The following is a 25,553-nucleotide window of genomic DNA, read 5'->3' as shown; positions in this document are numbered from 1 at the left end:
AAAGTTCAACGCCAGCGTCTGCTGGTTGTGATCACTCAGGATTCCGAGAGATCATTAAACTGTTTAAAGCAAAACGCAAGGCGCTTTTCTTCTTTAACACTGTAAAGCATTTTACATCCAATGTCAAGAATTTTTCATTTCGTTTTTTCGATTTTGGCGTTTTGACTTTCCATCTGATTTCTGAGCGCTTCTTCTCGTCTCATATGCACAAATTCCCGTTTGACAAACAGCACTGCCAGCACCGCCGCCACAAAATCTGCGATGGGTGCAGAGTACATGACACCGTCGATCCCCAAAAAAATTGGCAGGATCAGAATCAGCGGAAGCAAAAAAATAATCTGTCGCGTAAGTGAGAGAAAAACCCCTTTGACTGCCTTGCCGATAGATGTAAAAAAGTTAGCCGTGATAGGCTGGATTCCATTCAGGAATGTGAAAAAGAGAAAAATCCGAAAATACTGTTCCGCAAAACGAAAATATTCTTCCGATCCACTTCCAAAAAATCCGATGATCTGGCGTGGAAAAATCTGAAAGCTCAAAAAGGAGCACATAGAGATGAGCAGAGCCGATGTAAGCGCTTTTTTGTACGTCTCTCTGACACGGTTATAGTTTTTGGCTCCGTAATTAAAACTAACAATAGGCTGCATCCCCTGTGAAATACCGATGACGATCGAAAAGAAGATCATATTGACTTTGGCAATGATCCCCGCACACGCGAGAGGAATCTCGCTCCCATAAGAAGAACTTGCCCCATAATATGTCAGAGTATTGTTCATCACAATCTGTACGACCATCATGGCCAGCTGATTGCAAAACGGCGAAATGCCGAGAGAAAATATAGCCATATAGTATTTTCTGGATGGAAGCATATTCCCAAGCCGGATCTTTACAGTCTTAAAACGAAGAAGATACCAGATGACAAGGCAAGCGGACACTACCTGCCCGAGTACAGTAGCCCATGCCGCGCCGGACATCCCCATATCAAATCCGAATATAAAAAGCGGATCCAAAATCGTGTTGATAATGGCGCCGATCAATGTACACATCATCGAAAACTTCGGACTTCCGTCAGCTCTGATCAGATTGCTCCCGGCGGTTGTCAGTATCAAAAAAGGGAAGCCAAAAGAAGTAATCCCTGTATATGTAAGAGAATATGTAAGAATCTGGTCTGTGGCGCCGAATGCGCGGATAAGAGGTTCCAGAAAAATGCGGACGATAACACACAGAATGATCCCTGCGAGTACCGCCATGCCGACCGCTGCTCCGGCGAAACATTCTGCCTCGTCTTTTTCCTTTCGCCCAAGAGACAGGTTAAAATTCGCCGCTCCGCCCACACCGCACAAAAGGGAAATGGCCGTACATGTAATGGTTAGCGGAAAGGCCACGTTGGTCGCCGCATTTCCGAGCATGCCCACACTTCTTCCAATAAAAAACTGATCTACCATATTGTAGAGGGCGCTGACCATCATGGCAATGATGCTCGGCACTGCGAACCTCACAAGAATCTTTCCGATGGGCTCCGTCCCAAGAGGATTTTCCTGTATCCGCTCTTCTGTCTGTATATTTTCCATTTTATCCGTTTCCTTCCATCTTGTGTTCTATCAGCTTTTCGTGGGCGACTCTCGCCATCGCCCCGAGCTGTTCTGTGAGAAGCTCCGGATCCACTCCGCTCTCCGCACTGAGGGTTCCCCACCATTCCAGAAGCTTTTCTTTTAGTTTTTCATAAAGCTCCTTTCCCGATTCGGACAAAGAAATCTCATACGTCTTTGCATCCCCGGCTCTTCTCTGCCGCACAATGTAACCGCTTTTCAAAAGTTTGCGCATCTCCCGGGTCGCCATCGCCTCGTCCATCACGATGGATTCACACATCTCTCTTTGACTGCACTTTGGATTCGCTCCGATGTACATGACAAAAAAATAGCTTGAATACCCAATCCCATACTTGCTGACCACATCGTGGAGATAGCGCTGAGCTTGTCGGTTCAATATCGATATATATTTTCCAATCTGTCTGGCTGCCATAAAAAAGCTCCTTTCCATTCTTTCCGCCCTGTCTGCAAAAATACCACGGGTTGTCTGTCGGGCTTTTCTATCGCTAAATTATAAAGCGCAACCTCTTGACTTGTCAAGCAACGTTTACAGATTGGGGCAAGAGAAAGGATGTGTCCTTTGACCGGAACACATCCCTTTTGTTCTTGCCTTTTATTTAAAGTAATTTACACCGGATTCAAAGATCTTCAGATCCTGTTCTCCGTAGATATTGATAGCTACGCCGTCGCTGCGCCGTTCTGAGTGGGCCATCTTTCCGAGTACCCTTCCGTCCGGGCTTGTGATTCCTTCGATGGAACGGTAAGATCCGTTTACATTCCACTCTTCATCCATCGTCACATTCCCTGCGAGATCACAGTACTGTGTTGCAACCTGACCGTTTGCAAACAATTTGTCAAGCCACTCTTCGCTGGCGACAAAACGTCCTTCCCCATGGGAAGCCGGGTTTGTATAAACTCCTCCAAGCTCTGCTCCCTGAAGCCATGGGGATTTGTTTGTGACAACTTTTGTATACACCATCTTGGAGATATGGCGGCCGATCGTGTTGAATGTCAGCGTAGGGGAATCCTCCGTCTGTCCGACAATTTTTCCGTATGGCACAAGTCCCAGTTTGATCAGTGTCTGGAATCCGTTGCAGATACCAAGCACGAGTCCGTCTCTCTCATTTAAGAGTTTTTCTACTGCCTCTTTCAGCTTCGCGTTCTGGAATGCAGTCGCAAAGAATTTGGCAGATCCGTCCGGTTCGTCTCCGGCGGAGAATCCTCCCGGGAACATGATGATCTGAGACTGTCCAATAACTTTTTCAAACTCTGCCACAGAATCACGGATATCAGAAGCATCAAGATTGCGGAATACTTTTGTCACAACTTTTGCCCCCGCGCGCTCAAACGCTTTCGTGCTGTCGTATTCACAGTTTGTACCAGGAAATACCGGGATGAATACGGTCGGCTGTGCGATCTTATGTTCACAGATATAGATATCTTTTGTGTCAAAGCATTCGGATGAAACCGGAGCTTTGTCTTCGTTTTCGCCGGATACGGTAGCGAACACTTTTTCCAGTGTTCCCTTCCATGCTTCCTCAGCCTCGGCAAGGGTAATTTCTGTATTTCCGTAGGAGAATCTTCCGTCTTCTGTCACTTCTCCAATGACCGTGTAACTGATAGCCAGGCTTCCCACCTTGTCCGCCGGTACTTCCGCAACAAGATCTCCGAACGCCGGTGCAAAGAAGTCTCTCGGATCTACATTGTGCTCGATCTTCAGACCCATGCCATTTCCAAATGCCATCTTGCTGACTGCCGCAGCGACGCCATGACGGTCAAGGGCATATGCGGATACAATCCTTCCCTCCTGGATGTCTTCGCGGAATTTTCCGTACTGTTCCATGACTTTTTCGTATACCGGAAGATCATATCCGTCTTTTTCGATCCGCATCCACACAAGCTTATTGCCTGCTTTTTTCAGTTCCGGAGTGATGATATCTCCGATCTGCGCGATATCGACTGCAAAGGATACAAGAGTCGGCGGCACATCGATATCCTGGAATGTACCGGACATACTGTCTTTTCCTCCGATGGAAGGCAGTCCGTATCCCATCTGTGCTTTGTATGCTCCAAGAAGCGCTGCAAACGGCTGGCTCCATCTCTTTGGATCTTCTGTCATACGGCGGAAATATTCCTGGAAAGTAAAGCGGATCTTGCTGTAATCTCCGCCGGAAGCTACGATTTTTGCGATCGATTCTGTCACTGCGTACACTGCTCCATGGTACGGGCTCCAGCTTGACAGATACGGATCAAACCCAAAGCTCATCATGGATACAGTATCACATTTTCCAGTAAGCACCGGAAGTTTTGCCACCATCGTCTGTGTCTCTGTCATCTGGTACTTTCCGCCGTGCGGCATAAATACAGATCCTGCCCCGATAGAACCGTCGAACATTTCCACAAGTCCTTTCTGTGAGCATACATTCAGATCTTTCAGCGTGTTCAGCCACTTTTCTTTCACATCCGGGATGTCTTCCCTGCAGGCGAACATGCAGCCAGCTTTATCCGGAATCTCCACAAAGACTTCCGTCTCCTGGTGTGCTCCGTTTGTATCCAGGAATGCACGTGAAATATTTACGATCTCTTTTCCTCTCCATGACAGGACAAGACGTGGTTCTTCCGTCACAACAGCCACTTCCACTGCTTCCAGATTTTCTTCTTTTGCATAATTTAAAAATGCCTCTACATCTTTCGGATCAACGACAACTGCCATACGCTCCTGAGATTCAGAAATGGCAATCTCTGTCCCGTCAAGACCTGCATATTTCTTCGGCACTTTGTCCAGATCCACCTTAAGACCTGCTGCAAGTTCTCCGATGGCAACGGAAACACCGCCTGCTCCAAAGTCATTACATTTTTTGATCAGTCTGCTGACTTCCTCTCTGCGGAACATTCTCTGGATTTTACGCTCTGTCGGCGCATTTCCTTTCTGCACTTCCGCTCCGCATGTTTCGATGGATTCTTCTGTGTGGACTTTTGAAGATCCTGTTGCACCTCCGCAGCCGTCACGTCCGGTACGTCCGCCAAGAAGGATGATGATATCTCCCGGATCCGATGTCTCACGGATCACCGCACGTCTCGGCGCTGCTCCAAGAACTGCACCGATCTCCATACGTTTTGCCACATAATCCGGGTGGTAGATTTCTTTTACCATTCCGGTTGCAAGGCCGATCTGGTTTCCGTATGAGCTGTAACCATGAGCCGCCCCTCTCACGAGTTTCTTCTGAGGCAGTTTTCCTTTCATTGTATCTTTCACAGAAACTGTCGGATCTGCAGCACCTGTCACACGCATCGCCTGATATACATAAGTACGTCCTGACAGAGGGTCACGGATGGCGCCTCCAAGACAGGTTGCAGCCCCTCCGAACGGTTCGATCTCGGTCGGATGGTTGTGTGTCTCATTTTTGAAATTGACAAGCCATTCTTCCTCCACGCCGTCCACTTTGATCGGAACAACGATACTGCATGCATTGATCTCCTCGGACTCTTCCTGATCTTCCAGCTTTCCTTCTTTTTTCAGTTTTCTCATGGCCATCAGCGCCAGATCCATCAGACAGACAAACTTGTCCTCTCTGCCTTTAAAGATTTCGCTGTGAGTGTTCAGATATTCCCTGTATGTCTCTTCCATCGGCTCTCTGTAATCGCCGTCTCCAAATGTCACATTTGTAAGCTCTGTGGAGAATGTCGTGTGACGGCAGTGGTCTGACCAGTACGTATCCAGCACACGGATCTCCGTCATAGACGGATCTCTTTTCTCCTCTGTCCGGAAGTAATTCTGGATGTGCAGGAAATCTTTGAATGTCATGGCAAGTCCAAGTGAATCGTACAATTCTTTCAGCACATCTTCTGCCATATCTTTGAATCCATCAAAAATTTTCACATCTTCCGGCTCGTCAAATTTTGTCACGAGAGTATCCGGCTTTTCCATGCCTGTTTCTCTGGAATCCACCGGGTTGATACAATGTGCCTTGATGGCGTCAAACTCTTCGTCTGTGACCTCTCCTTCGATGACGTATGTCGTCGCCGTCCGGATGACCGGTTCTTCGTCCGCATTGATAAACTGCACACACTGCACTGCAGAGTCCGCTCTCTGGTCAAACTGTCCCGGAAGATACTCCACGGAAAATACCCGTTCTGTATCTTTGACCGGAAACTCTTCTCTATATAAACAGTCTACAGGCGGCTCTGCAAACACTCCGCCCAACGCTTTTTCAAAAGTTTCATCCGAAAGATTCTCGATATCATAACGGATCAGCACACGCACGTTCGTGACGGTCCGGATCCCGAGATAGCTTCTGATATCATGCCAAAGCTCTTTCGCCTGTACTGCAAATTCCTTCTTTTTTTCTGCATATACACGTTTTACACCGCTCATGAATATCCTCCATTCTTTTCCACTGTTTTCATTCACGTTTCTGTCTTTAGTTTATCATACTTTTCTTGATAAGTATAATTAATATAATTAAATTTATTTATAAGACTTTCTAATTTTTCTTCTGTCGTACACCTGAACTGCGACACTGATCAAAAGGAAGAAGAAAAGCATGCCGATGAAGAGCCCTCCGATCCGCAGTGTCATGTCAAAGAAAAATCCTTCCGGCAGCATCCGGATCATGTAATCCTCCGCCGGGTCGAAGATCCACAGATCATTGTCAAAGAAAATCTCATGAAAGAGCACAAAGCACCGATTAAAATTCAGGGCGATAGCGACGCCGAAGGCAGCCGAAAGCCCAAGGAAAATACCTACCGTGATCTCATACGCTTTCGGAAGCAGCCTTCTTAGATCTGCTTTCATGAGAACAAGAACCACGATGGAGACCACAAATACTGCCACCGCGTATCTGCGCAGCGCAAATCCTCCCAGAAAAAGCTCCTTTACTTCGCCCATGTGGAACCGATCCTGCTCATTAAAAAAATCCTGGCGTTCCCCGCCGATGGTTGTATAGACGGAAAGCTCCTCTTTGTCCCCTTTCAGGTAAGCCATCATCTGTTTTGTCACATCCATGATGTCCTCCATTTCCATCGGAAGATCATTCTGAATCTCATACTTTTTATACTCTTTCTCATAAAATCCGAAATCTCCGTACATGCCGATCTGAAATGCTGTCATGAGCAGGATCACGATCAGCGAAAGGGCAGACAGACCGCCGAAGAAACCAGATGCCCATCTCTTTTTCCTCATAATTATCCTTCCCCTTTCTCCGCAATTTGTTCTTGTAATTTTCCCCAACCTTACTTATAATTAAATTAGATTTATAAGGAGGGCTAATGATGGATATTAATTATGAATTATATAAAGTATTTTACCACGTGGCGACCACACTGAGCTTCTCTGAAGCATCCAAACAGCTATACATCTCTCAGTCCGCAGTAAGCCAGTCCATCAAGGCGCTTGAAAAGAAACTGGATCAGGTTCTTTTTATCCGCAGCACGAAAAAAGTACAGCTCACACCGGAAGGAGAAATCCTGCTCCGGCACGTGGAGCCAGCCATGAATCTGATCAAACGCGGAGAGACCCAGCTTTTGGAATCCTCCACCACAGGGGGCCAGATCCGCATCGGAGCCAGCGACACGATCTGCCGGTATTACCTTGTAAACTATCTGAGGCAGTTCCACGAGTCATTCCCGGGCGCCCACATCAAAGTGACAAACCAGACATCCATCAAATGCGTGGATCTTCTGGAAAATGGCCAGGTGGACCTGATCTTTATCAACCATCCGAACATGCACATCAGCAATCTTTCTGCCATGAAACGGATCAAGACGTTTCGCGATGTCTTTGTGGCAAATGATTCTTTCTCCCATTTGAAAGGGAAGAAACTTTCCTTCCGGGAGCTTTTGGATCAGCCGATCCTGATGCTGGACCGCAAAAGCACGACAAGCGAATTTCTGCACAATCTGTTCCAGAAATATCAGCTTGACCTCGTTCCGGAGATCGAGCTTAGCAGCAATGACCTGCTCATCGACCTGGCGCGAATCGGACTTGGGATTGCCTTTATCCCGGACTACTGTCTGGAAAAAGATTCCTCTGGACTCTTCGTTGTGGAGACGAAAGAAGAGCTCCCGGAACGCCAGATCCTGGTAGCTTATAACGATCGGATCCCAATGCCGAAATCTGTGAAAACATTTCTTGAATACTTTTAGCGCTGTGCTGTTGTTGTGCACCTGCACCGGCGTTTCCAGCGGCCGCATTTACGCATCCTGCCAAAATGCGGCCGTTTCCCGTTCCACATCCCGCACTCGACACGCTGTGACGTATCTCCATTCCCTGGGAAACACACTCCGATAGTGGTTTTGGCAGAACCGGTCATCCAAAAGGTAGATCATCCCGCGGTCCGTGTCCGTGCGGATAACCCTTCCCGCCGCCTGCAATACCTTATTCATCCCCGGGTAAAGGTACGCATAGTCGAATCCGTTCATCCCTTTTTCATCAAAAAACTGTTTCAGAAGTTCCCGTTCAAGGCAGACTTGGGGAAGACCTGTCCCCACGATCCATGTACCGATGAGCCGCTCCTCCGTAAGGTCAATCCCTTCTGAAAAAATGCCGCCCATCACGCAGAAACCGATCAGGCTTCCGGTACGCTCCTCTTCAAAAAAGGCAAGGAACTCTTCCCTCTCCTCCTCGCTCATACCAGAGTCCTGGATAACACAGAATACCTCTCCTTTCTCATCAAGGTTTTGGAACTCTTCGTACACGTCTTCCAGAAATTGGTATGACGGGAAAAAAGCAATGTAATTTCCAGGTCGTGCTTTTACTGTTTTCCAGATATATTCGGCAAATCTCCGGTACATCTCCTTGCTTCGCCTCGTATATCTCGTCGTCACATCCATCCCGATCAGCACCCTCCGGTTCTCCTCTGGAAACGGCGTGTGGGCATATACCGCATAATCGTCCGTCTCTGTGCTCAGAAGCTTCTTATAGTATCCGATGGGCAGCAGCGTGGCAGAAAAATACACTGTGCTCACACCGTAGTTCAGATATTCACTTAAGCAGACTGCAGGATTCACACAGAAAAGCCTCACATAAAAGCGTCCGTCCTCCGCAATCTCCGTATAGATCAGATAGTTCTCATCCAGCCGGTCATGGATACTGAGAAAGTCCCTGACACAAAAATACAGATCCCTTACCTTCTCAAGCACCTCTTCATCCCCACATTCCTCCATGAACCGTTCTGCTTCCGTCATCAGATTCATCAAGCGGACTACGATGTGGGAGACACTTTCGTACACTGCATACCGGTCGCACTCTCTCTTTAAAGCCAGCAGCGTTTCATTGCAGCTGCTCAGAGCTTTGCAGAACTTCTCATCTCTCTTCTGGACTATCCTGCGCACTTCCAGGAAATCCTCCTTGCAGACAAAAGCGCTGTACATAGCTCTCCCGCGCTCTACAAGATTGTGGGCTTCGTCGATGAGAAACAGGTATTCTTTTTTCCCTCCTTCCCCGAAAAAACGTTTCAGGTGGGCATTCGGATCAAATACATAATTATAGTCACAGATGACAGCATCTACCCATGTAGCCAGATCAAGTGACATCTCAAAAGGGCACACATCGTAGCGCCTTGCATACTCCTCTAGGGCTGAGCGGCTCATATCATCGGTATGTGTAAGCATGTCATATACCGCATCATTGACCCGATCGAAATGTCCCTTGGCGTACGGGCATGCATCCGGATTGCACTCTGCCTTCCCACAAAAGCAGATCTTTTCCTTTGCCGTCAACGTGATAACTTTATATGCCAGTCCCTGGTCTTTCAATGTCTGAAAGGCCTTTTCGGCTACTGTCCGGGTAATGGTCTTTGCAGTCAGGTAAAAAATCTTCTCCGCCAATCCTTCCCCCACTGCCTTGACCGAAGGAAATATAGAAGCGATTGTCTTACCGACACCAGTTGGCGCCTGGATAAAAAGTTTCTTCTTCCGAAGGATAGACCGGTAGACCGATACAACCAGATCTCTCTGTCCCTCCCGATATGGGAACGGAAATTCCACTCCTTTAATAGAAGCATTTCTCTTCTTTCTCCACTCTATCTGGAATACCGCCCACTTTTCGTACTGATGCACAAGATCCAAAAACCACGCTTCCAAATCCTCCAAGGAAAAGGTCTGTCTGTATCTTTTTATCTCTTCTGTCTCCATCTGGCAGTAGGTCATCTGCACATCTACTTCTCTGGCCTGCTTTTCGTTTCCATAAATGTACGCATAGCATTTCGCCTGTGCAAGATGGATCGGGACCGGATCTTCCAGACTTTCAAGCTCCTTTAATATTCCTTTTATCTCATCGATGACGATCTTTCCGTCCTCATCCATGATCCCGTCTGCACGCCCCTCCACAACGATATCCAGCTTCCCGCATGGCACTGTGATCCTGAGCGGTACTTCTGCATGGTAGGAAGATCCCATCTGCCGCTGGATCTTTCTGTGGATCCTAGCTCCAAGGAGCATCGCATCCTTGTCCGTCTTCCCTCCCATACGGTTGTCCAGATCTCCTTCTCTCAGAATAAATTCCACGAGGTTCCTCACAGAGATCCTCACAAAGTCGCGTTCTTGTCTTTTTTCATCTTTATCCATGATATCTCATTCTCTCTGCATATTTTCAGTCACTTTTTTTATTATAACAAAAGAAGCCTTTGCTTGCCACTATAACAGTGACTTTGCAAAAGCTTCTCCTGTTTCACTTGCTGCTATGCAACACAGAATTTATTCAAAGTTGCCTCAAAATTCGGATTGATCCCTGCATACTGCACAGTCAGAGTTTTCGTCAGATCCAGGCTTAACACACCGAGGATCGATTTTGCATCCACAATAAAACGATTATAAAATACATCGATATCAAAATCGCATTTTTCAGCAGATGTAACGAACTCTTTCACATCACTTGCAGTCAGGCGTATCTCACGTTTATGTTCCATGCTTTCTTTCACTCCTTTCCTGTGTTACATGTATTATGCCATCAGGAAATCGTAAAATCAACCTTCTAATCCACCAAGATTTTCCATCCGTTTGGCCTTCTTTTTGTCAAATTCGTTCAAAAACAGCCAGTTTCAAGACTTCCCGTACTCCGGCATATCTCCCCTGTAGCGAAGAGGCATATTCTGTGTCTGTAGTTTTTTGTTCTCCCTGTCCTTTATAGAAATGCTCTTCCGAAATCCTTTCCACAGAGTACACCACGCCTCTTCCTCTTCAGAAAGCTCCTTTGCCGCCTCCCACTTTTGTTCGTGATCCGTCATAAACATCCATTTTTTCTGTCTAGGATGGATCATATACGACGCATGATTTTTGTCATAGATCACAAAATCCTCCAGCGGAAATCTGTCCGCAAAATGATCTGCAATAGCTGGAAGCACCTGATTCTGAGGGGTTATCTCCGCATACAGAATCTTCGGTTTCATCTCCCGGAAACGAAGGAACTCCTCCCAGTAGTGTGCTTCCCTCCCCACATTCCGACTCATCTCAAAGACTCTGCGTACCGCCGGATGTGACAAATGTTCCATGATCCTGTGACTGTCCGCAAGCTCCCTTGCCGCAACCATCGTCTGAAGGATCGCCGTCCCTTTGTCTTCGTCTTTAGAAAGAATCGCGTAGCTGATATCCGAATAAGCCTGTTTTCCAAGCCTCTCTCTGATCAGCTTTCTGACCGCCCCGGCCTTTCGCTCATTCTCCTCCACCTCATAATACTCGCAGAACATCTCGTGCTGAACAGTCCCCCACAATGGAATCCCTGCCTCCGTATCTGTACGGTCCATCTTCCATGCATCGTAAATCGCAGACAGTATTCCAATTGTCGTGTCAGTACAGATAAATCTTCTTTTTAACATCTTCCACTCACTCTGCCTTTACCTCCCGAAAATTCACATCGTCAAACAGGGACAGCTGCCGGTATCCCATCTCCCCGAGTCCTCCTGGGAGCTTTTCCCTCGGATCCAGGATATTCCGAAGAATATAGTCCTGCTCCATCTTAATCGGATACATCATCCGCCCTTTACACGTGATAAAATAGAGTGCTCGCTTTAAGACAACCCCCATCTTCCTGAGATCCTCAAAGTTGAGGCTTCCAAACTTTCGGGCCTTCACGATCCTCCTGGCTGACGTATACCCGATTCCCGGAACCCGAAGAAGTACCTGATAATCCGCACGATTGACCTCCACCGGAAACCACTCCAGATGGCGTATCGCCCAGTCGCACTTTGGATCCAGAAGCACATTGAAATTCGGCTGCTTTTCCGACAAAAGCTCCGACGCGGAAAAATGATAGTAACGAAGCAGCCAGTCCGCCTGATATAGTCTGTGCTCCCTCAAAAGGGGCGGGCCTTCATCGGTTCTGGCCGGAAGACTTGCATCCTCATTCACATGGATGAAGGCCGAATAGAATACTCTTTTTAACTGAAATTTCTGATACAAAGACTCTGCCACATGGATGATCTGGTAATCACTCTCCGGCGTAGCTCCGATAATCATCTGCGTGCTCTGTCCTGCCGGGACAAACCGGGGCGCATGTTTGTATACCGCGATCTCCTGCTTGTTCTCCTCTCTTTTATTCTGGACGAGCCGCATAGGCCCAAGAATGTTCTTCCTGCTCTTGTGAGGCGCCAGTTTTCTGAGGCTCTCGGCCGTTGGGAGCTCCAGATTTACACTCATCCTGTCCGCCAGAAAGCCCGTCATCTGGATGAGCTCCTGAGAAGCCCCCGGAATCGCTTTCACATGGATATATCCCTGAAAATGATACTCTTGTCTCAGCTTCCATAAAGTCTCGTAAATCAACTGCATCGTGTAATCGGGACTTTTCAGTACACCGGAACTTAAGAAAAGCCCTTCTATATAGTTTCTCCGGTAAAACTCAATAGTCAGTCTGCAAACCTCATCCGGCGTAAAAGAAGCCCGCTTCACGTCGTTTGACGCCCGGTTGATACAGTACTTGCAGTCAAAAATACACTCATTGGTAAAGAGGATCTTCAAAAGAGAGATACACCTGCCGTCGGCTGAAAAACTGTGGCATATCCCCGCCGCCTTGCAGTTTCCGATTCCCTTGCCGTCTCCTCTGCGGTCCGTGCCGCTGGATGTGCAGGCCACGTCATACTTTGCGGCATCGGACAAAATATTCAGTTTTTCAAAAAGAGACATCTCCTGCTGAATGCGGACACCTTGCATCTATCTCACTCCCAAATCAGAACATATGTTCTTTTTTATTATAGAATAGCACATATGTTCGATGTTTGCAAGAAAAAAAAGTTTGCGCTTTCACGCAAACTTTTTATGTCCATATACAGTTCTTTTCCAGCACTTTTACAAGCTCTGAGAGTCCTTCCTCATCTTCTTTGGAAAACCGTCCTTTTTTCGGACTGTCGATATCCAGAACTCCGACGACTCTCTCTCCGTCAAAGATCGGAAGTACGATCTCGGAACGGGACGCCGAATCACAGGCGATATGTCCCTCAAATGTGTGGACATCATCCACTCGTAAAATCCGTTCTTCCAAAACAGCAGTACCACACACCCCTCTTCCTTTCGGAATGCGGATACACGCCGTCTTTCCCTGGAATGGCCCGAGCAGAAGCTCTTCATTATCCATGAGATAAAATCCCGCCCAGTTAAGATCCGGAAGGGCATGATAGATGAGCGCCGATGCGTTGGCCAGATTTGGGATCGGATGTCTTTCTGAACCGGTCAGTGCCTGAAGCTGCTCTTTGAGCAAATCATAATTTGTCATGATTCCAAAACCTTCTCTGCACCATTCAAATATTCGTTCTTCACGCTGTAAAACGCTTCTTTTTCTACCGCCTCGGCAAGCTTCGGATCGATCGGCATCTTTCCGAGTACCGGGATGGAAAGCTCTTTTGCAATCTCTTCAATGTGGCTCTTTCCAAACACTTCGATCTTTCGTCCGCAGTCCGGGCATTCAAGATAACTGAAGTTTTCCACAATGCCAAGTACCGGAATATCCATGTCTTTTGCCATATGATATGCTTTCTTTACGATCATGCTTACCAGATCCTGCGGCGATGTCACGATGACAACTCCGTCCACCGGAAGAGACTGGAAGACGGTAAGCGGCACGTCTCCGGTTCCCGGCGGCATGTCCACAAAGAGATAATCCACATCTCCCCACATAACGTCCGTCCAGAACTGTGTCACTACACCGGCAATGATCGGCCCTCTCCATATGACCGGGGTATCCTCCTTCTCAAGGAGAAGATTGACTGACATGATCTTCGTTCCATCCTGCGCCACACACGGGAGCATTCCCTCTTCATTTCCAAGCGCCTGTTCATGGATTCCGTACATTTTCGGAATTGACGGGCCGGTAATATCTGCATCCAGAATCCCCGCCGTATATCCTTTTTCAATGGCCATCCGGGCCAGAGAAGCCGTAACCATGGATTTTCCGACTCCGCCTTTCCCACTGATGACTCCGATCACTTTTCTAATGGCTGAATATTGGTTGGCCGGCTTCTTAAAATCTTTTTTCGCGCTCTGGCATGTAGATGCGTGAGAGCATCCGGCACAGCCTTCTGAAGGGCAGCCTTCCTGTTCCTGTTTCATTTCTTCCGTCATTGTCAAGACCTCTATTCTTCTACCACTGCGATCAGTTCGACTTCACAGAGGAGATTTTTCGGCAGTGTCTTCACTGCAACACAGCTTCTTGCCGGTTTGGATGTGAAATATTTCGCATATACTTCATTGAAAGCTGCAAAATTTCCCATATCGCTCAGGAAACATGTCGTCTTCACAACGTGATCAAAATCTGTTCCTGCTGCTTCCAGAAGAGCCGCCAGGTTTTTGCAGACCTGTTCTGTCTGTCCTTCGATCGTATCGGATTCCACAGCGTCTGTCTCTGGGTTGATACCGATCTGTCCTGCTGAGTAGAACATTCCATTGTGAACATATCCCTGTGAATACGGTCCTAATGCTTTTGGTGCTTTTTCTGTAGATACTACTTTCATCTTCTATCTCTCCTTTTTCTGTCCATTTTACAGCATTGCTGTATCTTGCTATAGTATAACACTTTTCCCGGTCATTTTGCAATTCTCTTTCCAAAATCACGATGCCGAAAATGCCATCTTTCTCATTCCGTTACCGGTTTGCCATTCTGAATATCCTGCACACATCTTCCGCATCGAGAGGGCGGATCAGGGAAAGGCGGACCGTGTCCCCCATAGTCGCATCCTGGGAAAGCTCTTCCAGGACACTCTCCTCCTGGATACCAATCCCAAGTTCCGGCAAGGAGGTCGGCATTCCGATACTGCGGAAATAATCGATAGTTGCCTGGATACCGGCTTTTGCAGCCTTGTCCTCATCTTCCGCAACGATCCCCCAGACCGCTTTCGCGTAATGCGCAAACCGGCCCTTGTCTTTCTCATACACATACTCGGCCCAGGATCCCCACACGGCTGAAAGGCTGGCCCCGTGGGCACAGTCAAACCGTGCACTCAATGCGTGTCCCAGTTTGTGGACGGAAAAGTCTTTCGCTCTTCCAAGTCCGGTCAGATTGCTGTGAGACAGACTTCCGCACCACATCAGCTCACTCATGGCGTCGTAATCCGTACTGTCTTCCATCGCTTTCTTTCCACTTTCAATGACCGTCCTTAAAAGTCCCTCTGCGATCTCGTCGGTCATCCGGTTTGACTGATCCGGGATGAAATAGCGTTCCAGCGTATGCATCATGATGTCCACGATCCCGCAGCCAATCTGATATTTCGGCAATGTATAGGTAAGCTCCGGGTTCATGATGGCAAAGGCCGGACGATTCAGCTCCGTTCCAAGTCCCATCTTTTTCCCAATGGCTTCATTTGTCAGGACTGCGGAATCGCTCGTCTCGCTTCCGGCAGCGGCGATAGTAAGAATCACTCCCACTTTCAGGCTCTTCTCAAGAGGTACTTTCTTCGTCCATATATCCCAGAGCATGACATTTGGATTGGCGATCCCATGGGCTACGGCTTTCGCCGTATCAATGGCGCTTCCTCCCCCTGCTGCCAGGATGAAATCCACTCCTTCTGCGATTCCTTTTTTCACACCTTCTTCCGCCAAAGCAAGCCTCGGATTCGGCCTTACACCGGAAAGTTCTGTAAAGAAAAGCTCCTCCTCTTTGAGTGCGTCCTTGATCCGCTGGAGCAGACCGTTTCTCACGACGCTGCCTTTTCCGTACACGATCATGACACGGCTGTCAGCGTGTTTTCGTATCTCTTTTGCACACTCTTTTTCCGTGTCCTTTCCAAAAAGGATCTCCGTCGGTACACAATAAGTAAAATTCTGCATGTGTTCTCTCCTTTCTCCCACACCCGCAGTCATGTGCGGATATGGATATAAAGAAAAGGATGCCAGCTTTCACACAGCTGCCACCCTTTCCATCTTAACTTCATTCTTTTTCATCTTTCAATTCCATCACTTCTTTGTGGGTATATACATGTTTTTTTAACGCCTCGAAGCTTTCTTCACTGATCACATGTTCCAGTCTGCATGCATCCTCTGCCGCAATCTCTTTTGGCACTCCAAGATACATCAGAAAACTGGAAAGCAAGGTATGTCTCTCATATATTTTTTCAGCGATCTCATGCCCCTTTTCTGTCAGTGCGATAAAACCGTCCCTGTCCATCAAAATGTAACCGTTTTCACGCAGGTTCTTCATGGCAACACTGACACTTGGCTTTGAAAAAGAAAGAGCAGTGGCGATATCAATGGAACGGACATTCCCTTTTTTCTTCCCCAGCATCAGGATTGTTTCAAGATAGTCCTCCGCAGATTTCTGTATTTTCACTGAGACGCCTCCCTTCTGCAATCTTAATCTTGATATGATACTAGGATACCATATACGGAGTCGGAGTTCAAACAAAAATGCTCTGTTTTATCTCGACCGGATGACCTCCCCACATACGAAAGTCCTTCGTGAAAGATTAGGGGACGGGTTCCGGTTAGCCGGAACCCGTCCCCCTTTATCAAATTTGTTTAATTCAGGAAGTTTTCGATGATAACAGCTTCTGCTTCTTCTTCATTCATTCCGAATGTCTGGAGTTTCAGGAGCTGTTCGTTGTTGATGCGGCCGATGGCTGCTTCGTGTATGATCTGTGCGTCTACGTTCCGGGCATCGATTTCTGGTATGGAGCGTACCTGCGCCTGATCCATGATGATGGAGTCGCACTGGATATGTGCATGGCAGGCAGCTTTTCCGACAGCTATCGGGTGGAATGTCTGTCTGGATGTCCCTTTTCCGACGGATCTGGAGATGATCTGTGCGGAGGTTCCGTCTCCGTCCATTGTGACTGTCATATTGGATACTGCTTCTTGCTGGTCGTGTGTCATGAGTTTCTCTGTCACGTGGAGTTTGCTTTCTGCTTCCATGGAGATGTTTGTCTCCCGGACAGTGGAGTCAACCCCTTTGATCTGCACCGTATCCATGATAAAGGTGGATCCTTCTCCGATGTGGATGTCTGTCACTGGATTGAGCACTTTCGCCCCGGTTCCTTCCCCTTCGCCGTAATGCTTTTCTTCGTAACGCACGACTGCGTTTTTCCCGATATGGAAGGTGTGGATGCCGTCATGTCTTGCTTCGTTGCACCCGGAATTGTGGATGCCGCATCCGGCCACGATGGTCACATCCGCTCCGTCTTCCACATAAAAATCATTGTACACGACATCTGTCATTCCGGATGCCGACACGACGACAGGGATGTGTACAGATTCTCCTTTTGTATCTTTATCGATATAAATGTCAATGCCTTGCCTGTCCTCTTTTTTCCGGATCTTTACATGCTGGCTGTCGCCATGACAGACTGAGATCCCGTTTTGTCTGAGATTAAATGCTCCTTCCTGGCGAAAACCTTCCCCGTCGATCATGCGCAGCACTTTTTCTGTGATTTTATCAAGTATCATATGAATACACCTTCTTCCTTCTGTGTCTTATTCCGTCATACAGTACGGGCGGCTCATTGCTTCTTCCGTAAGTTCTGGAAGCAGCTCTTCTGTCGGCCCGATTTTCTTGATCTTTCCGTTGTCGATGATCATGATCCGGTCCGCCATCCGTATGATCCGCTCCTGGTGGGAGATCAGAAGGAGGCTTTCTTTCTTATTTTTATGAATTTTTTCGAACTCATCCACCAGCATGGCGAAACTCCAGAGGTCGATTCCAGCCTCCGGCTCATCGAAAATGCAAAGTTTGTGTTTCTTCACAAGTACTGTGGCGATCTCGATCCGTTTCATCTCTCCTCCGGAAAGTGTCCCATCCACTTCCCTGTCCAGATACTCTTCAGCGCACAGTCCCACCCGGCTTAAAAGGCCGCAGCAGATGTGCTTTGGAAGCTCTGTCCCGGCCGCCAGACTTAAAAGTCTTCTGACTGTCATTCCTTTGAATCTCGGTGGCTGTTGGAAAGCGAATCCGATGCCGGCCTTCGCCCTCTCATGAATGCTCAGGCTGCTGATATCCTGTCCATCCAGATAAATCTTTCCCTGGTTTGCTTCATATAATCCCATCATGAGCTTTGCGATGGTAGATTTTCCACCTCCGTTTGGCCCTGTTACGACGAGCATCTCCCCGTCTTTTACTTCAAAACTGATATCCGTTAATATTTCCTGTCTCTTTCCTTCTTCTTCTACTTCATAGGAAAGATGTTCTACTTTCAGCATGTATTTCCTCATCTCCTTTTTGTCTGCTATTATGATAGTACGTCAACAGGATGTTGTAAAGTGGTTTCCCGATTACAACATCCTGTTTTCTATTGATTTACTATTCTTTTTCAATCTTCAATGCACGCATGGCATTTAAGATGGCGATGACCGCCACCCCCACATCCGCGAACACTGCCTCCCACATATTGGCTGCCCCGAATGCTCCAAGGAGGAGGACAAGTCCCTTTACCGCCAGAGCAAAGATGATGTTCTGTTTCACAATCCGAAGCGTCTTTCTTGCGATTCCTACTACCTGTGCAATCTTTTCGGTATGGTCATCCATCAGGACAACGTCCGCCGCCTCGATGGCTGCATCAGAGCCCATGCTTCCCATAGCGATTCCCACATCTGCACGTCCAAGGACAGGTGCATCGTTGATGCCGTCTCCCACAAATGCAAGTTTGGCACGTTTTTCTTCTTTGGAAGTTCCCCGTTTCAGCTCTTCCAAAAGAGATTCTACTTTCTCTACTTTATCTCCCGGCAAGAGTTCCGTATAGACAGTATCGATCCCAAGTTCTCTGGCTACTGTTTCCCCGGCTGTCTTCTTGTCTCCAGTCAGCATAACCGTCTTCTTTACCCCTGACTGTTTCAGACGGCGGATTGCCTCTTTAGATCCTTCTTTGATCGTATCTGAGATCACGATCGTCCCCAGAAATGCTCCGTCCCAGGCAATCTGGACAACAGTTCCTGCCCCCTCGTATTGTTCGCAGACGATTCCAAACTTTTTCATCAATTTCTCATTTCCGGCAAGCAGCTCTTTTCCCCGGTAGACTGCCTGGATCCCAAACCCGGAAATTTCTTTTGCATCTTCCACTTTTTCCTCCGCCTTTTCCCCTGTCCTCTCAAGATATGCATCCCGAATAGACTGAGCGATCGGATGATCAGAATATTTTTCTGCCAGATATGCAAGTTTCAGAAGTTCATCCTGCTTCTCCTCCGGAAAAATCTTCGTCACTTTGAATTCGCCCTTTGTCAGCGTACCAGTCTTATCGAATACGATCGTTTCCATATCGGCCAGTGCTTCCAGGTAGTTGCTTCCTTTTACCAGCACACCGATTTTGGATGCCGCCCCGATTCCTCCAAAGAAACTAAGCGGTACGGAGATGACAAGGGCACACGGACAGGAGATAACGAGGAAGATGCATGCTCTCTGTATCCACTCTCCCCAGCTGTCGCCGGATACGATAGGCGGAATGACTGCCAAAAGTACCGCTGCACAGACAACAATCGGCGTATAATATTTTGCAAACCTTGTGATGAAGTTTTCCACTTTTGCCTTTTTGCTGCTGGCATTTTCCACCATCTCCAGTATTTTTGACACTGTGGAATCTTCAAACTCTTTCGTAACCTGTACGCGTATGGTACCATTTCCGTTTATACATCCGCTGATGACTTCTGTTCCTGTTTCCGCCTTCCGAGGCACCGATTCTCCCGTGAGGGCTGATGTGTCGATCATCGTAGTCCCTTGCACCACAATTCCGTCAAGCGGAATCCTCTCTCCCGGCTTTACTGTAATGACTGTGCCGATCTCCACATCGTCTGGATCTACCTGACGCAGTTCTCCTTCTATCTCCACATTGGCGTATTCCGGGCAGATGTCCATCAGTTCCGTGATGGAAGCTCTGGAACGGTTGACCGCATAGCTCTGGAACCATTCTCCCACCTGGTAGAACAGCATGACTGCTACTGCTTCTTCATATTCGCCCACTCCAAACGCGCCGAATGTCGCAATGCACATCAGAAAGTTTTCATCAAAGACCTGGCCACGACAGATGTTCCTCGCCGCTTTATATAGGATATCCCATCCAATCACAAAATATGGTATCAGATAGATGACAAATCCCTTCGGGAACTCTTCCATACCCTCGATGATCTCCGCCTCTTTAAACACTTTCAGAGCAAAAAAGAGCAGGAATGCCACTCCTATTCTCAGGAGCATCTGTTTTTGCTTTTTTGTCATCGTTTTTTCCCCCTGTATCTACAACTTATCCGAAAAAGGAACTACATCACGATCTTACAGTCTGGTTCAATCTTACTGCATACTTTTGCGACCTTAGCCATGATCTCTTCGAATCGGTCATCATCTGCCTCTATCGTAAGTTTCTGTGCCATAAAACTGATGGTGGCGTCTTTTACTCCATCGATTTTTTTGATTCCATCCTCCATCTTCGCTGCACAATGTGCACAGTCCAAATCCTGCATCTTAAATTTTTTCTTCATCATCCCATACCTCCAAATTTTTGTTTTACACGAGAACATATGAGCAATCATTCATATGTTGTACTTATACTATACGCTATCACACCATCTATGTCAATCCTTTTTTACAAAAAGAAAAACACGGCATATCCACCTGTCATGAATATACCGTGTTCTTCTTTTTTATTTTCTATCAATCCTTCTCTTCAAATTCTTCGAAGGTTTCTTTCAGCTTATTCATAAAGCCTTTTTTCTTCGGCTTTTCTTTTTCCGTCTCAGGCTGATTCAGTGAGTTTCCTGCCAGCATGTCGAATTTCTTCAACGCTTCTTTCGCCTCTGCACTGAGCTTCTCCGGCGTCTGGATGACAAGTGTCACATACTGGTCTCCTCGTACTTTCGGATTTCTCACAGACGGTACCCCTTTTCCTCTCAGGCGCACTTTTGTGTCTGTCTTTGTTCCTGGCTTGACCGTGTAGATGACATCTCCGTCCACCGTCTTGATACGCACATCCCCGCCAAGGGCTGCCTGTGCAAAAGAGATCGGAGCAGTGGAAAAGATATTCATATCCTGTCTCTGGAAAATCGGATGTCTGGAGACAGTTACTTCCACAAGAAGATCTCCTCTTGGCCCTCCGTTTGTTCCCGGTTCGCCTTTGTCGCGAATGCGCACACTCTGTCCGTTGTCAATACCTGCCGGGATCGTTACCTGGATCGTCTTCTTGTTAGACACATATCCGGTGCCGCCGCAGTCCGGACATTTTTCCTTGATAACCTTTCCTGTACCATGACAGTCCGGACAAGTCTGGACATTCTGCACTGTACCAAAGAATGACTGTGATGTATACACTACCTGCCCTTTACCGCCGCAGCGTGAACAGGTCTCCGGGCTCGTCCCCGGTTTCGCGCCTGTACCATTACACTTTGGACATGGATCTTTCAGCACGATATCAATCTCTTTTTCGCAGCCAAACACCGCTTCTTCAAATGTGATGCGGATTCCTTTGCGGATATTCATCCCTTTCATCGGGCCATTGTTGGCACGGCCGCCTCTTCTGCCGCCCCCGAAGAAATCGCCAAATATATCGCCAAATATATCGCTGAAGTCTGCTCCGCTGAAATCAAATCCGCCGAATCCGCCTGCGCCAGCTCCTGCACCGCCGTCAAAAGCCGCATGACCGAACTGGTCGTATTGACGGCGTTTTTCCGGGTCACTTAATACAGCATACGCTTCAGAAGCTTCTTTGAATTTTTTCTCTGCTTCCGCATCCCCAGGATTCATATCCGGATGATATTTTTTCGCAAGCTGACGGTATGCTTTTTTCAGTGTTGCATCATCGGCATCTCTGGAAACACCCAGCACTTCATAGTAGTCTCTTTTTGCCTCTGCCATAACCGTTACCTTCCCTTTCTGCTGTTGCGCAAATAATGCGCAGCGTGCGGAAAAGGAAGGTTCTATCCTTCCTCATCCCGCACCCAGCGCAATGTTTTATTTCGTCTGATTATACTTCTTTATAATCTCCGTCTACTACGTCATCGTATCCTTCCGGTGTCGGACCTGCCTGATCTGTTCCCTGCGGTCCTGCCTGAGGTCCTGCCTGATTCTGCTGATTTACCTGCTCATACATCTTTGCAAAGAGCTGCTGAGAACTTTCCATAACTTTTTCTTTTGCAGCTTTGATCTCTGCGATCTGAGCTTCTGTGATGTCTTCTGCATTTGGATATTTTGCAAGAACATCTTTCAGTGCCTGGACATCTGCTTCCACTGCAGATTTTCCGGATGCATCGATCTTATCTCCTACATCTTTCAGAGCTTTTTCTGTCTGGAATACGATCGCATCTGCTTCGTTCTTTGTATCTACCGCTTCTTTGCGTTTCTTGTCTGCTGCTTCGAATTCAGCTGCCTCTTTGACAGCTTTTTCGATATCTGCATCAGACATATTGGAGCCTGCTGTGATTGTAATGTGCTGTTCTTTTCCTGTTCCAAGATCTTTTGCGGATACATTTACGATACCGTTTGCATCGATATCGAATGTAACTTCGATCTGCGGGATTCCGCGTGGTGCCGGCGGGATTCCGTCCAGTCTGAACTGGCCGAGAGACTTGTTGTCTCTTGCAAACTGTCTTTCGCCCTGTACAACGTTGATATCAACTGCTGTCTGGTTATCTGCCGCTGTTGAGAAGATCTGGCTCTTCTTTGTCGGGATCGTTGTATTTCTTTCAATCAGTCTTGTAGCAACACCGCCCATTGTCTCGATGGAAAGGGACAGCGGTGTAACGTCCAGAAGAAGGATGTCGCCTGCGCCTGCATCTCCGGAAAGTTTACCACCCTGGATAGATGCTCCAAGTGCAACACATTCATCCGGGTTTAAGGACTTGCTTGGTTCTTTTCCTGTGAGCTGTCTTACTTTGTCCTGTACAGCCGGGATACGTGTGGAACCACCTACAAGAAGTACCTGGCCAAGGTCTGACGGACGAAGTCCTGCGTCGGAGAGTGCTCTTTGTACTGGTTCTGCTGTTCTTTCTACAAGATCGCTTGTAAGTTCATCGAACTTCGCTCTTGTAAGATCCATATCAAAGTGCTTCGGTCCTTCTGCTGTTGCAGTGATGAACGGAAGGTTGATGTTTGTTGTCGTTGCAGAAGAAAGTTCTTTCTTCGCTTTTTCTGCTGCTTCTTTCAGTCTCTGGAGCGCCATCTTGTCTCCGGAGAGATCTACGCCTTCTTTTGCCTTGAAATCAGCCAGCATGTAATCTGTGATCTTCTGGTCAAAGTCGTCTCCGCCGAGTTTGTTATCTCCGGCTGTGGAAAGTACTTCAATGACACCATCTCCGATATCGATGATGGAAACGTCGAATGTACCGCCTCCAAGGTCATATACCATGATCTTCTGTTCTTTTTCGTTGTCAAGTCCGTACGCAAGGGCTGCTGCTGTCGGTTCGTTGATGATACGTTTTACATCAAGACCTGCGATCTTACCTGCGTCTTTTGTTGCCTGACGCTGAGCATCGTTGAAATATGCCGGAACTGTGATGACAGCTTCCGTTACTTTTTCTCCAAGGTATCCTTCTGCGTCTGCTTTCAGTTTCTGAAGGATCATCGCGGAAATTTCCTGCGGAGAGTACATCTTTCCATCGATGTTTTCTTTTTCGTTTGTACCCATCTTCCTCTTGATGGAAGAGATCGTCTTATCTGCGTTTGTGACTGCCTGACGTTTTGCAGGTTCGCCAACGAGACGTTCTCCTGTCTTTGTAAATGCAACAACGGATGGAGTTGTTCTGGCTCCTTCTGTATTCGCGATAACGGTCGGCTGTCCACCTTCCATTACAGCAACACAACTGTTTGTTGTACCTAAGTCAATACCAATGATTTTGCCCATAATGAATTCCTCCTGATTTATTATTAAAATTTGTTAGTTTGCTACTTTTACCATACTGTGTCTTACAACAGATTCGCGGTACATGTATCCTTTCTGGAATTCCTCTACCACGATGTTTTCTCCGGCTTCTTCGTCTTCCACATGCATTACCGCATTATGGAAATCCGGATTAAACTCCTGTCCTAACGCTTCGATTTGTTTCACACCGGCATCTTCCAGTGTCTTCATCAACTGTTTGTATACTTTATCCATGCCGTCCACAAACGGATCTTTGCGTTTTTCTTCATCTACGCTCTGGAATCCGCGTTCGAAGTTATCGATGACCGGAAGGATCTTTTCGATAATATCCTTCGCCCCGATCTCGTACATGGCGGATTTTTCTTTCTCCGTGCGCTTCCGGTAGTTGTCAAATTCTGCCATCTGCCTTGTGAGTTTGTCTGTCAGATCTTCGATTTTTTCATCTTTCGGATCTTTTTTATTTTTCTTTTTAAAGAAGCTTTTTTTCTCTTTCTTTTCTTCGGCTTCCTGCTCTGTCTCCGCCTCGCTGTCCATTTCCGGATTTTCTTTCGTCACATCCTCGTCGGCTGCTTCGGCGTTTGTTTCTTCCGCCTGCTTCTTCGCTTCCTCTACTGCTTCTTTTACCATTTCTTCTTGATTTTTATGTTCGTCCACCAGGATACCACCTTTCTGTTCTTTCTATTCTTTTCTATGAAATATCGTATCCAGCTCATTCTGCAATGTTTTGAGGGTATCCATGACATGCTCGTAATCCATCCGTTTCGGACCGATGATACCGATCGTCCCCTGCATGCCTTCCCCTAATTCATAGGTGGCTGTCACGACACTGCAGTCTTTCATGTTCTGTACCGGGGTCTCGTTTCCGATATATACCTGTATCCCTTTGTTCTCACTGGAAAGCGTCTGCGTGACCAGTTCGGAAAGCTGCTGTTTTTCCTCAAAGGCACTGATGATCTCCTGCGCACTCTGCTTGTCGGAAAGTTCCGGGTATCGGAAAATATTCGTCGCGCCGCTGGTGTAGATCTCCATATCCTGGTCAAGCTGGATGACATTTGCAACCGCATCCAGAACATCGCTGATGACTCCGCTGTGTATGCCTGCCTGTTCTTTGAGCTTTGCAATCAGCCCCAGAGTGATCTGATCGATGGACATCCCATTGAGCGTGGTGTTCAAAAGCATGTTGAGCTTTAAAAGAGTCTCATTGTTCAGCATCTGATCCACTTCCAGGATCTGGTTTTTCACAATGTTTCCTTCCAGCACGATGACTGCGATGAGCTGCTCTTCATCCACCTGGGAAAGCTGGATAAACTTCAGCTTGTTTCTCGTGCTGACCGGCGCTGAGACCATCGTCGCATAATTGGTGCTGTTTGCCAGCACTTTTGCCGCCTGCTTCAACAGCTGATCCATCTTATCAGCCTTCTTCAGCATCTGTTCCTTGATCTCGGTTACTTCCTGCTCCTTTTCCAGCATCAGCATATCCACATAAAGCCGGTAACCCTTATCTGACGGGATCCGCCCCGCCGAGGTGTGAGGCTGAACGATGTATCCAAGCTCTTCCAGATCTGCCATCTCGTTCCGTATCGTTGCAGAACTCAGATTCAAATCCGTATATTTGGAAATCGTCCTGGAACCTACGGGATCCCCCGTCTCCAGGTAGTTCTGAATGACCGCTTTTAAAATCTTCAGTTTTCTCTCACTCAGTTCCTGGATCGCTTCCATCTCGTCT

At 47.4% G+C, this 25,553-nt stretch carries 22 protein-coding genes; 1 reads left to right on the top strand and 21 read right to left on the bottom strand.

All coding sequences use genetic code 11. The features are described from left to right. Nucleotides 1-134: 134 nt before the first annotated feature. The 4 genes from ACLROL_RS00690 to ACLROL_RS00675 form a co-directional block, all read right to left on the bottom strand. Nucleotides 135-1,568, bottom strand: coding sequence for an MATE family efflux transporter (locus ACLROL_RS00690; RefSeq protein ID WP_413067147.1), 1,434 nt, complete (start codon nt 1,566-1,568; stop codon nt 135-137). Between the two features lies 1 nt (nt 1,569). Beyond that, nucleotides 1,570-2,019, bottom strand: coding sequence for a MarR family winged helix-turn-helix transcriptional regulator (locus ACLROL_RS00685; RefSeq protein WP_087210470.1), 450 nt, complete (start codon nt 2,017-2,019; stop codon nt 1,570-1,572). A gap of 180 nt (nt 2,020-2,199) precedes the next feature. Further along, entirely contained in the window at nt 2,200-5,961 is a 3,762-nt protein-coding gene (locus ACLROL_RS00680) for a phosphoribosylformylglycinamidine synthase (protein ID WP_087198943.1), read from the bottom strand. A 93-nt stretch (nt 5,962-6,054) separates the two neighbouring features. Further along, nucleotides 6,055-6,768, bottom strand: coding sequence for a TIGR01906 family membrane protein (locus ACLROL_RS00675; RefSeq protein WP_413067146.1), 714 nt, complete (start codon nt 6,766-6,768; stop codon nt 6,055-6,057). Nucleotides 6,769-6,857: 89 nt separating this feature from the next. On the opposite strand from ACLROL_RS00675, the gene ACLROL_RS00670 reads away from it, so the two are divergent. Continuing rightward, on the top strand, nt 6,858-7,730 hold the full coding sequence (locus tag ACLROL_RS00670) for a LysR family transcriptional regulator (protein ID WP_204244025.1): 873 nt from the start codon (nt 6,858-6,860) through the stop codon (nt 7,728-7,730). A gap of 48 nt (nt 7,731-7,778) precedes the next feature. On the opposite strand, the gene ACLROL_RS00665 is transcribed toward ACLROL_RS00670, so the two are convergent. The 17 genes from ACLROL_RS00665 to hrcA form a co-directional block, all read right to left on the bottom strand. Then, on the bottom strand, nt 7,779-10,151 hold the full coding sequence (locus tag ACLROL_RS00665) for an ATP-dependent DNA helicase (RefSeq protein WP_413067145.1): 2,373 nt from the start codon (nt 10,149-10,151) through the stop codon (nt 7,779-7,781). Between the two features lie 113 nt (nt 10,152-10,264). Continuing rightward, nucleotides 10,265-10,492, bottom strand: coding sequence for an HPr family phosphocarrier protein (locus ACLROL_RS00660; RefSeq protein WP_087198939.1), 228 nt, complete (start codon nt 10,490-10,492; stop codon nt 10,265-10,267). A gap of 132 nt (nt 10,493-10,624) precedes the next feature. Continuing rightward, entirely contained in the window at nt 10,625-11,398 is a 774-nt protein-coding gene (locus ACLROL_RS00655) for a TIGR03915 family putative DNA repair protein (protein WP_087198938.1), read from the bottom strand. Between the two features lie 7 nt (nt 11,399-11,405). After that, complete coding sequence (locus ACLROL_RS00650) at nt 11,406-12,728, bottom strand: putative DNA modification/repair radical SAM protein (RefSeq protein ID WP_413067144.1); 1,323 nt, start codon at nt 12,726-12,728, stop codon at nt 11,406-11,408. A 103-nt stretch (nt 12,729-12,831) separates the two neighbouring features. Continuing rightward, the gene (locus ACLROL_RS00645; protein ID WP_087198936.1) at nt 12,832-13,287 is read right to left on the bottom strand and encodes a GAF domain-containing protein; all 456 of its coding nucleotides are present in this window, start codon (nt 13,285-13,287) and stop codon (nt 12,832-12,834) included. After that, nucleotides 13,284-14,132 (bottom strand): Mrp/NBP35 family ATP-binding protein, encoded by an 849-nt coding sequence (locus ACLROL_RS00640; RefSeq protein WP_087198935.1) that lies wholly within the window; start codon nt 14,130-14,132, stop codon nt 13,284-13,286. The genes ACLROL_RS00645 and ACLROL_RS00640 overlap by 4 nt, the downstream gene beginning before the upstream one ends. Nucleotides 14,133-14,143: 11 nt before the next feature. Continuing rightward, the gene (locus tag ACLROL_RS00635; protein WP_087198934.1) at nt 14,144-14,521 is read right to left on the bottom strand and encodes a RidA family protein; all 378 of its coding nucleotides are present in this window, start codon (nt 14,519-14,521) and stop codon (nt 14,144-14,146) included. 130 nt (nt 14,522-14,651) lie between these two features. After that, nucleotides 14,652-15,833: an iron-containing alcohol dehydrogenase gene (locus tag ACLROL_RS00630; protein WP_413067143.1), complete on the bottom strand. Its 1,182-nt coding sequence runs from the start codon at nt 15,831-15,833 to the stop codon at nt 14,652-14,654. A 100-nt stretch (nt 15,834-15,933) separates the two neighbouring features. Then, nucleotides 15,934-16,332, bottom strand: a complete 399-nt coding sequence (locus tag ACLROL_RS00625) for a metal-dependent transcriptional regulator (protein WP_087198932.1) — start codon at nt 16,330-16,332, stop codon at nt 15,934-15,936. A 188-nt stretch (nt 16,333-16,520) separates the two neighbouring features. Beyond that, nucleotides 16,521-17,444: a SufB/SufD family protein gene (locus ACLROL_RS00620; RefSeq protein ID WP_221919664.1), complete on the bottom strand. Its 924-nt coding sequence runs from the start codon at nt 17,442-17,444 to the stop codon at nt 16,521-16,523. A 27-nt stretch (nt 17,445-17,471) separates the two neighbouring features. After that, nucleotides 17,472-18,194: an ABC transporter ATP-binding protein gene (locus ACLROL_RS00615; RefSeq protein ID WP_413067142.1), complete on the bottom strand. Its 723-nt coding sequence runs from the start codon at nt 18,192-18,194 to the stop codon at nt 17,472-17,474. A gap of 100 nt (nt 18,195-18,294) precedes the next feature. Beyond that, on the bottom strand, nt 18,295-20,196 hold the full coding sequence (locus ACLROL_RS00610; RefSeq protein ID WP_413067141.1) for a heavy metal translocating P-type ATPase: 1,902 nt from the start codon (nt 20,194-20,196) through the stop codon (nt 18,295-18,297). 41 nt (nt 20,197-20,237) lie between these two features. Next, nucleotides 20,238-20,456: a cation transporter gene (locus tag ACLROL_RS00605; RefSeq protein ID WP_087199242.1), complete on the bottom strand. Its 219-nt coding sequence runs from the start codon at nt 20,454-20,456 to the stop codon at nt 20,238-20,240. 172 nt (nt 20,457-20,628) lie between these two features. Further along, entirely contained in the window at nt 20,629-21,825 is a 1,197-nt protein-coding gene (gene dnaJ, locus ACLROL_RS00600) for a molecular chaperone DnaJ (protein ID WP_087210560.1), read from the bottom strand. Between the two features lie 109 nt (nt 21,826-21,934). Continuing rightward, nucleotides 21,935-23,809, bottom strand: coding sequence for a molecular chaperone DnaK (gene dnaK / locus ACLROL_RS00595; protein WP_087198916.1), 1,875 nt, complete (start codon nt 23,807-23,809; stop codon nt 21,935-21,937). A gap of 33 nt (nt 23,810-23,842) precedes the next feature. Beyond that, complete coding sequence (gene grpE / locus ACLROL_RS00590) at nt 23,843-24,454, bottom strand: nucleotide exchange factor GrpE (protein ID WP_087199238.1); 612 nt, start codon at nt 24,452-24,454, stop codon at nt 23,843-23,845. A gap of 51 nt (nt 24,455-24,505) precedes the next feature. Next, nucleotides 24,506-25,546 (bottom strand): heat-inducible transcriptional repressor HrcA, encoded by a 1,041-nt coding sequence (gene hrcA, locus ACLROL_RS00585; protein WP_087210515.1) that lies wholly within the window; start codon nt 25,544-25,546, stop codon nt 24,506-24,508. Nucleotides 25,547-25,553 lie beyond the last annotated feature (7 nt).

This window comes from Sellimonas sp., from assembly GCF_047234585.1.
GTDB lineage: Bacteria > Bacillota > Clostridia > Lachnospirales > Lachnospiraceae > Sellimonas > Sellimonas caecigallum.
The sequence above is the reverse complement of the archived record's forward strand: the minus strand, read 5'-3'. Positions and strand labels throughout refer to the sequence as shown.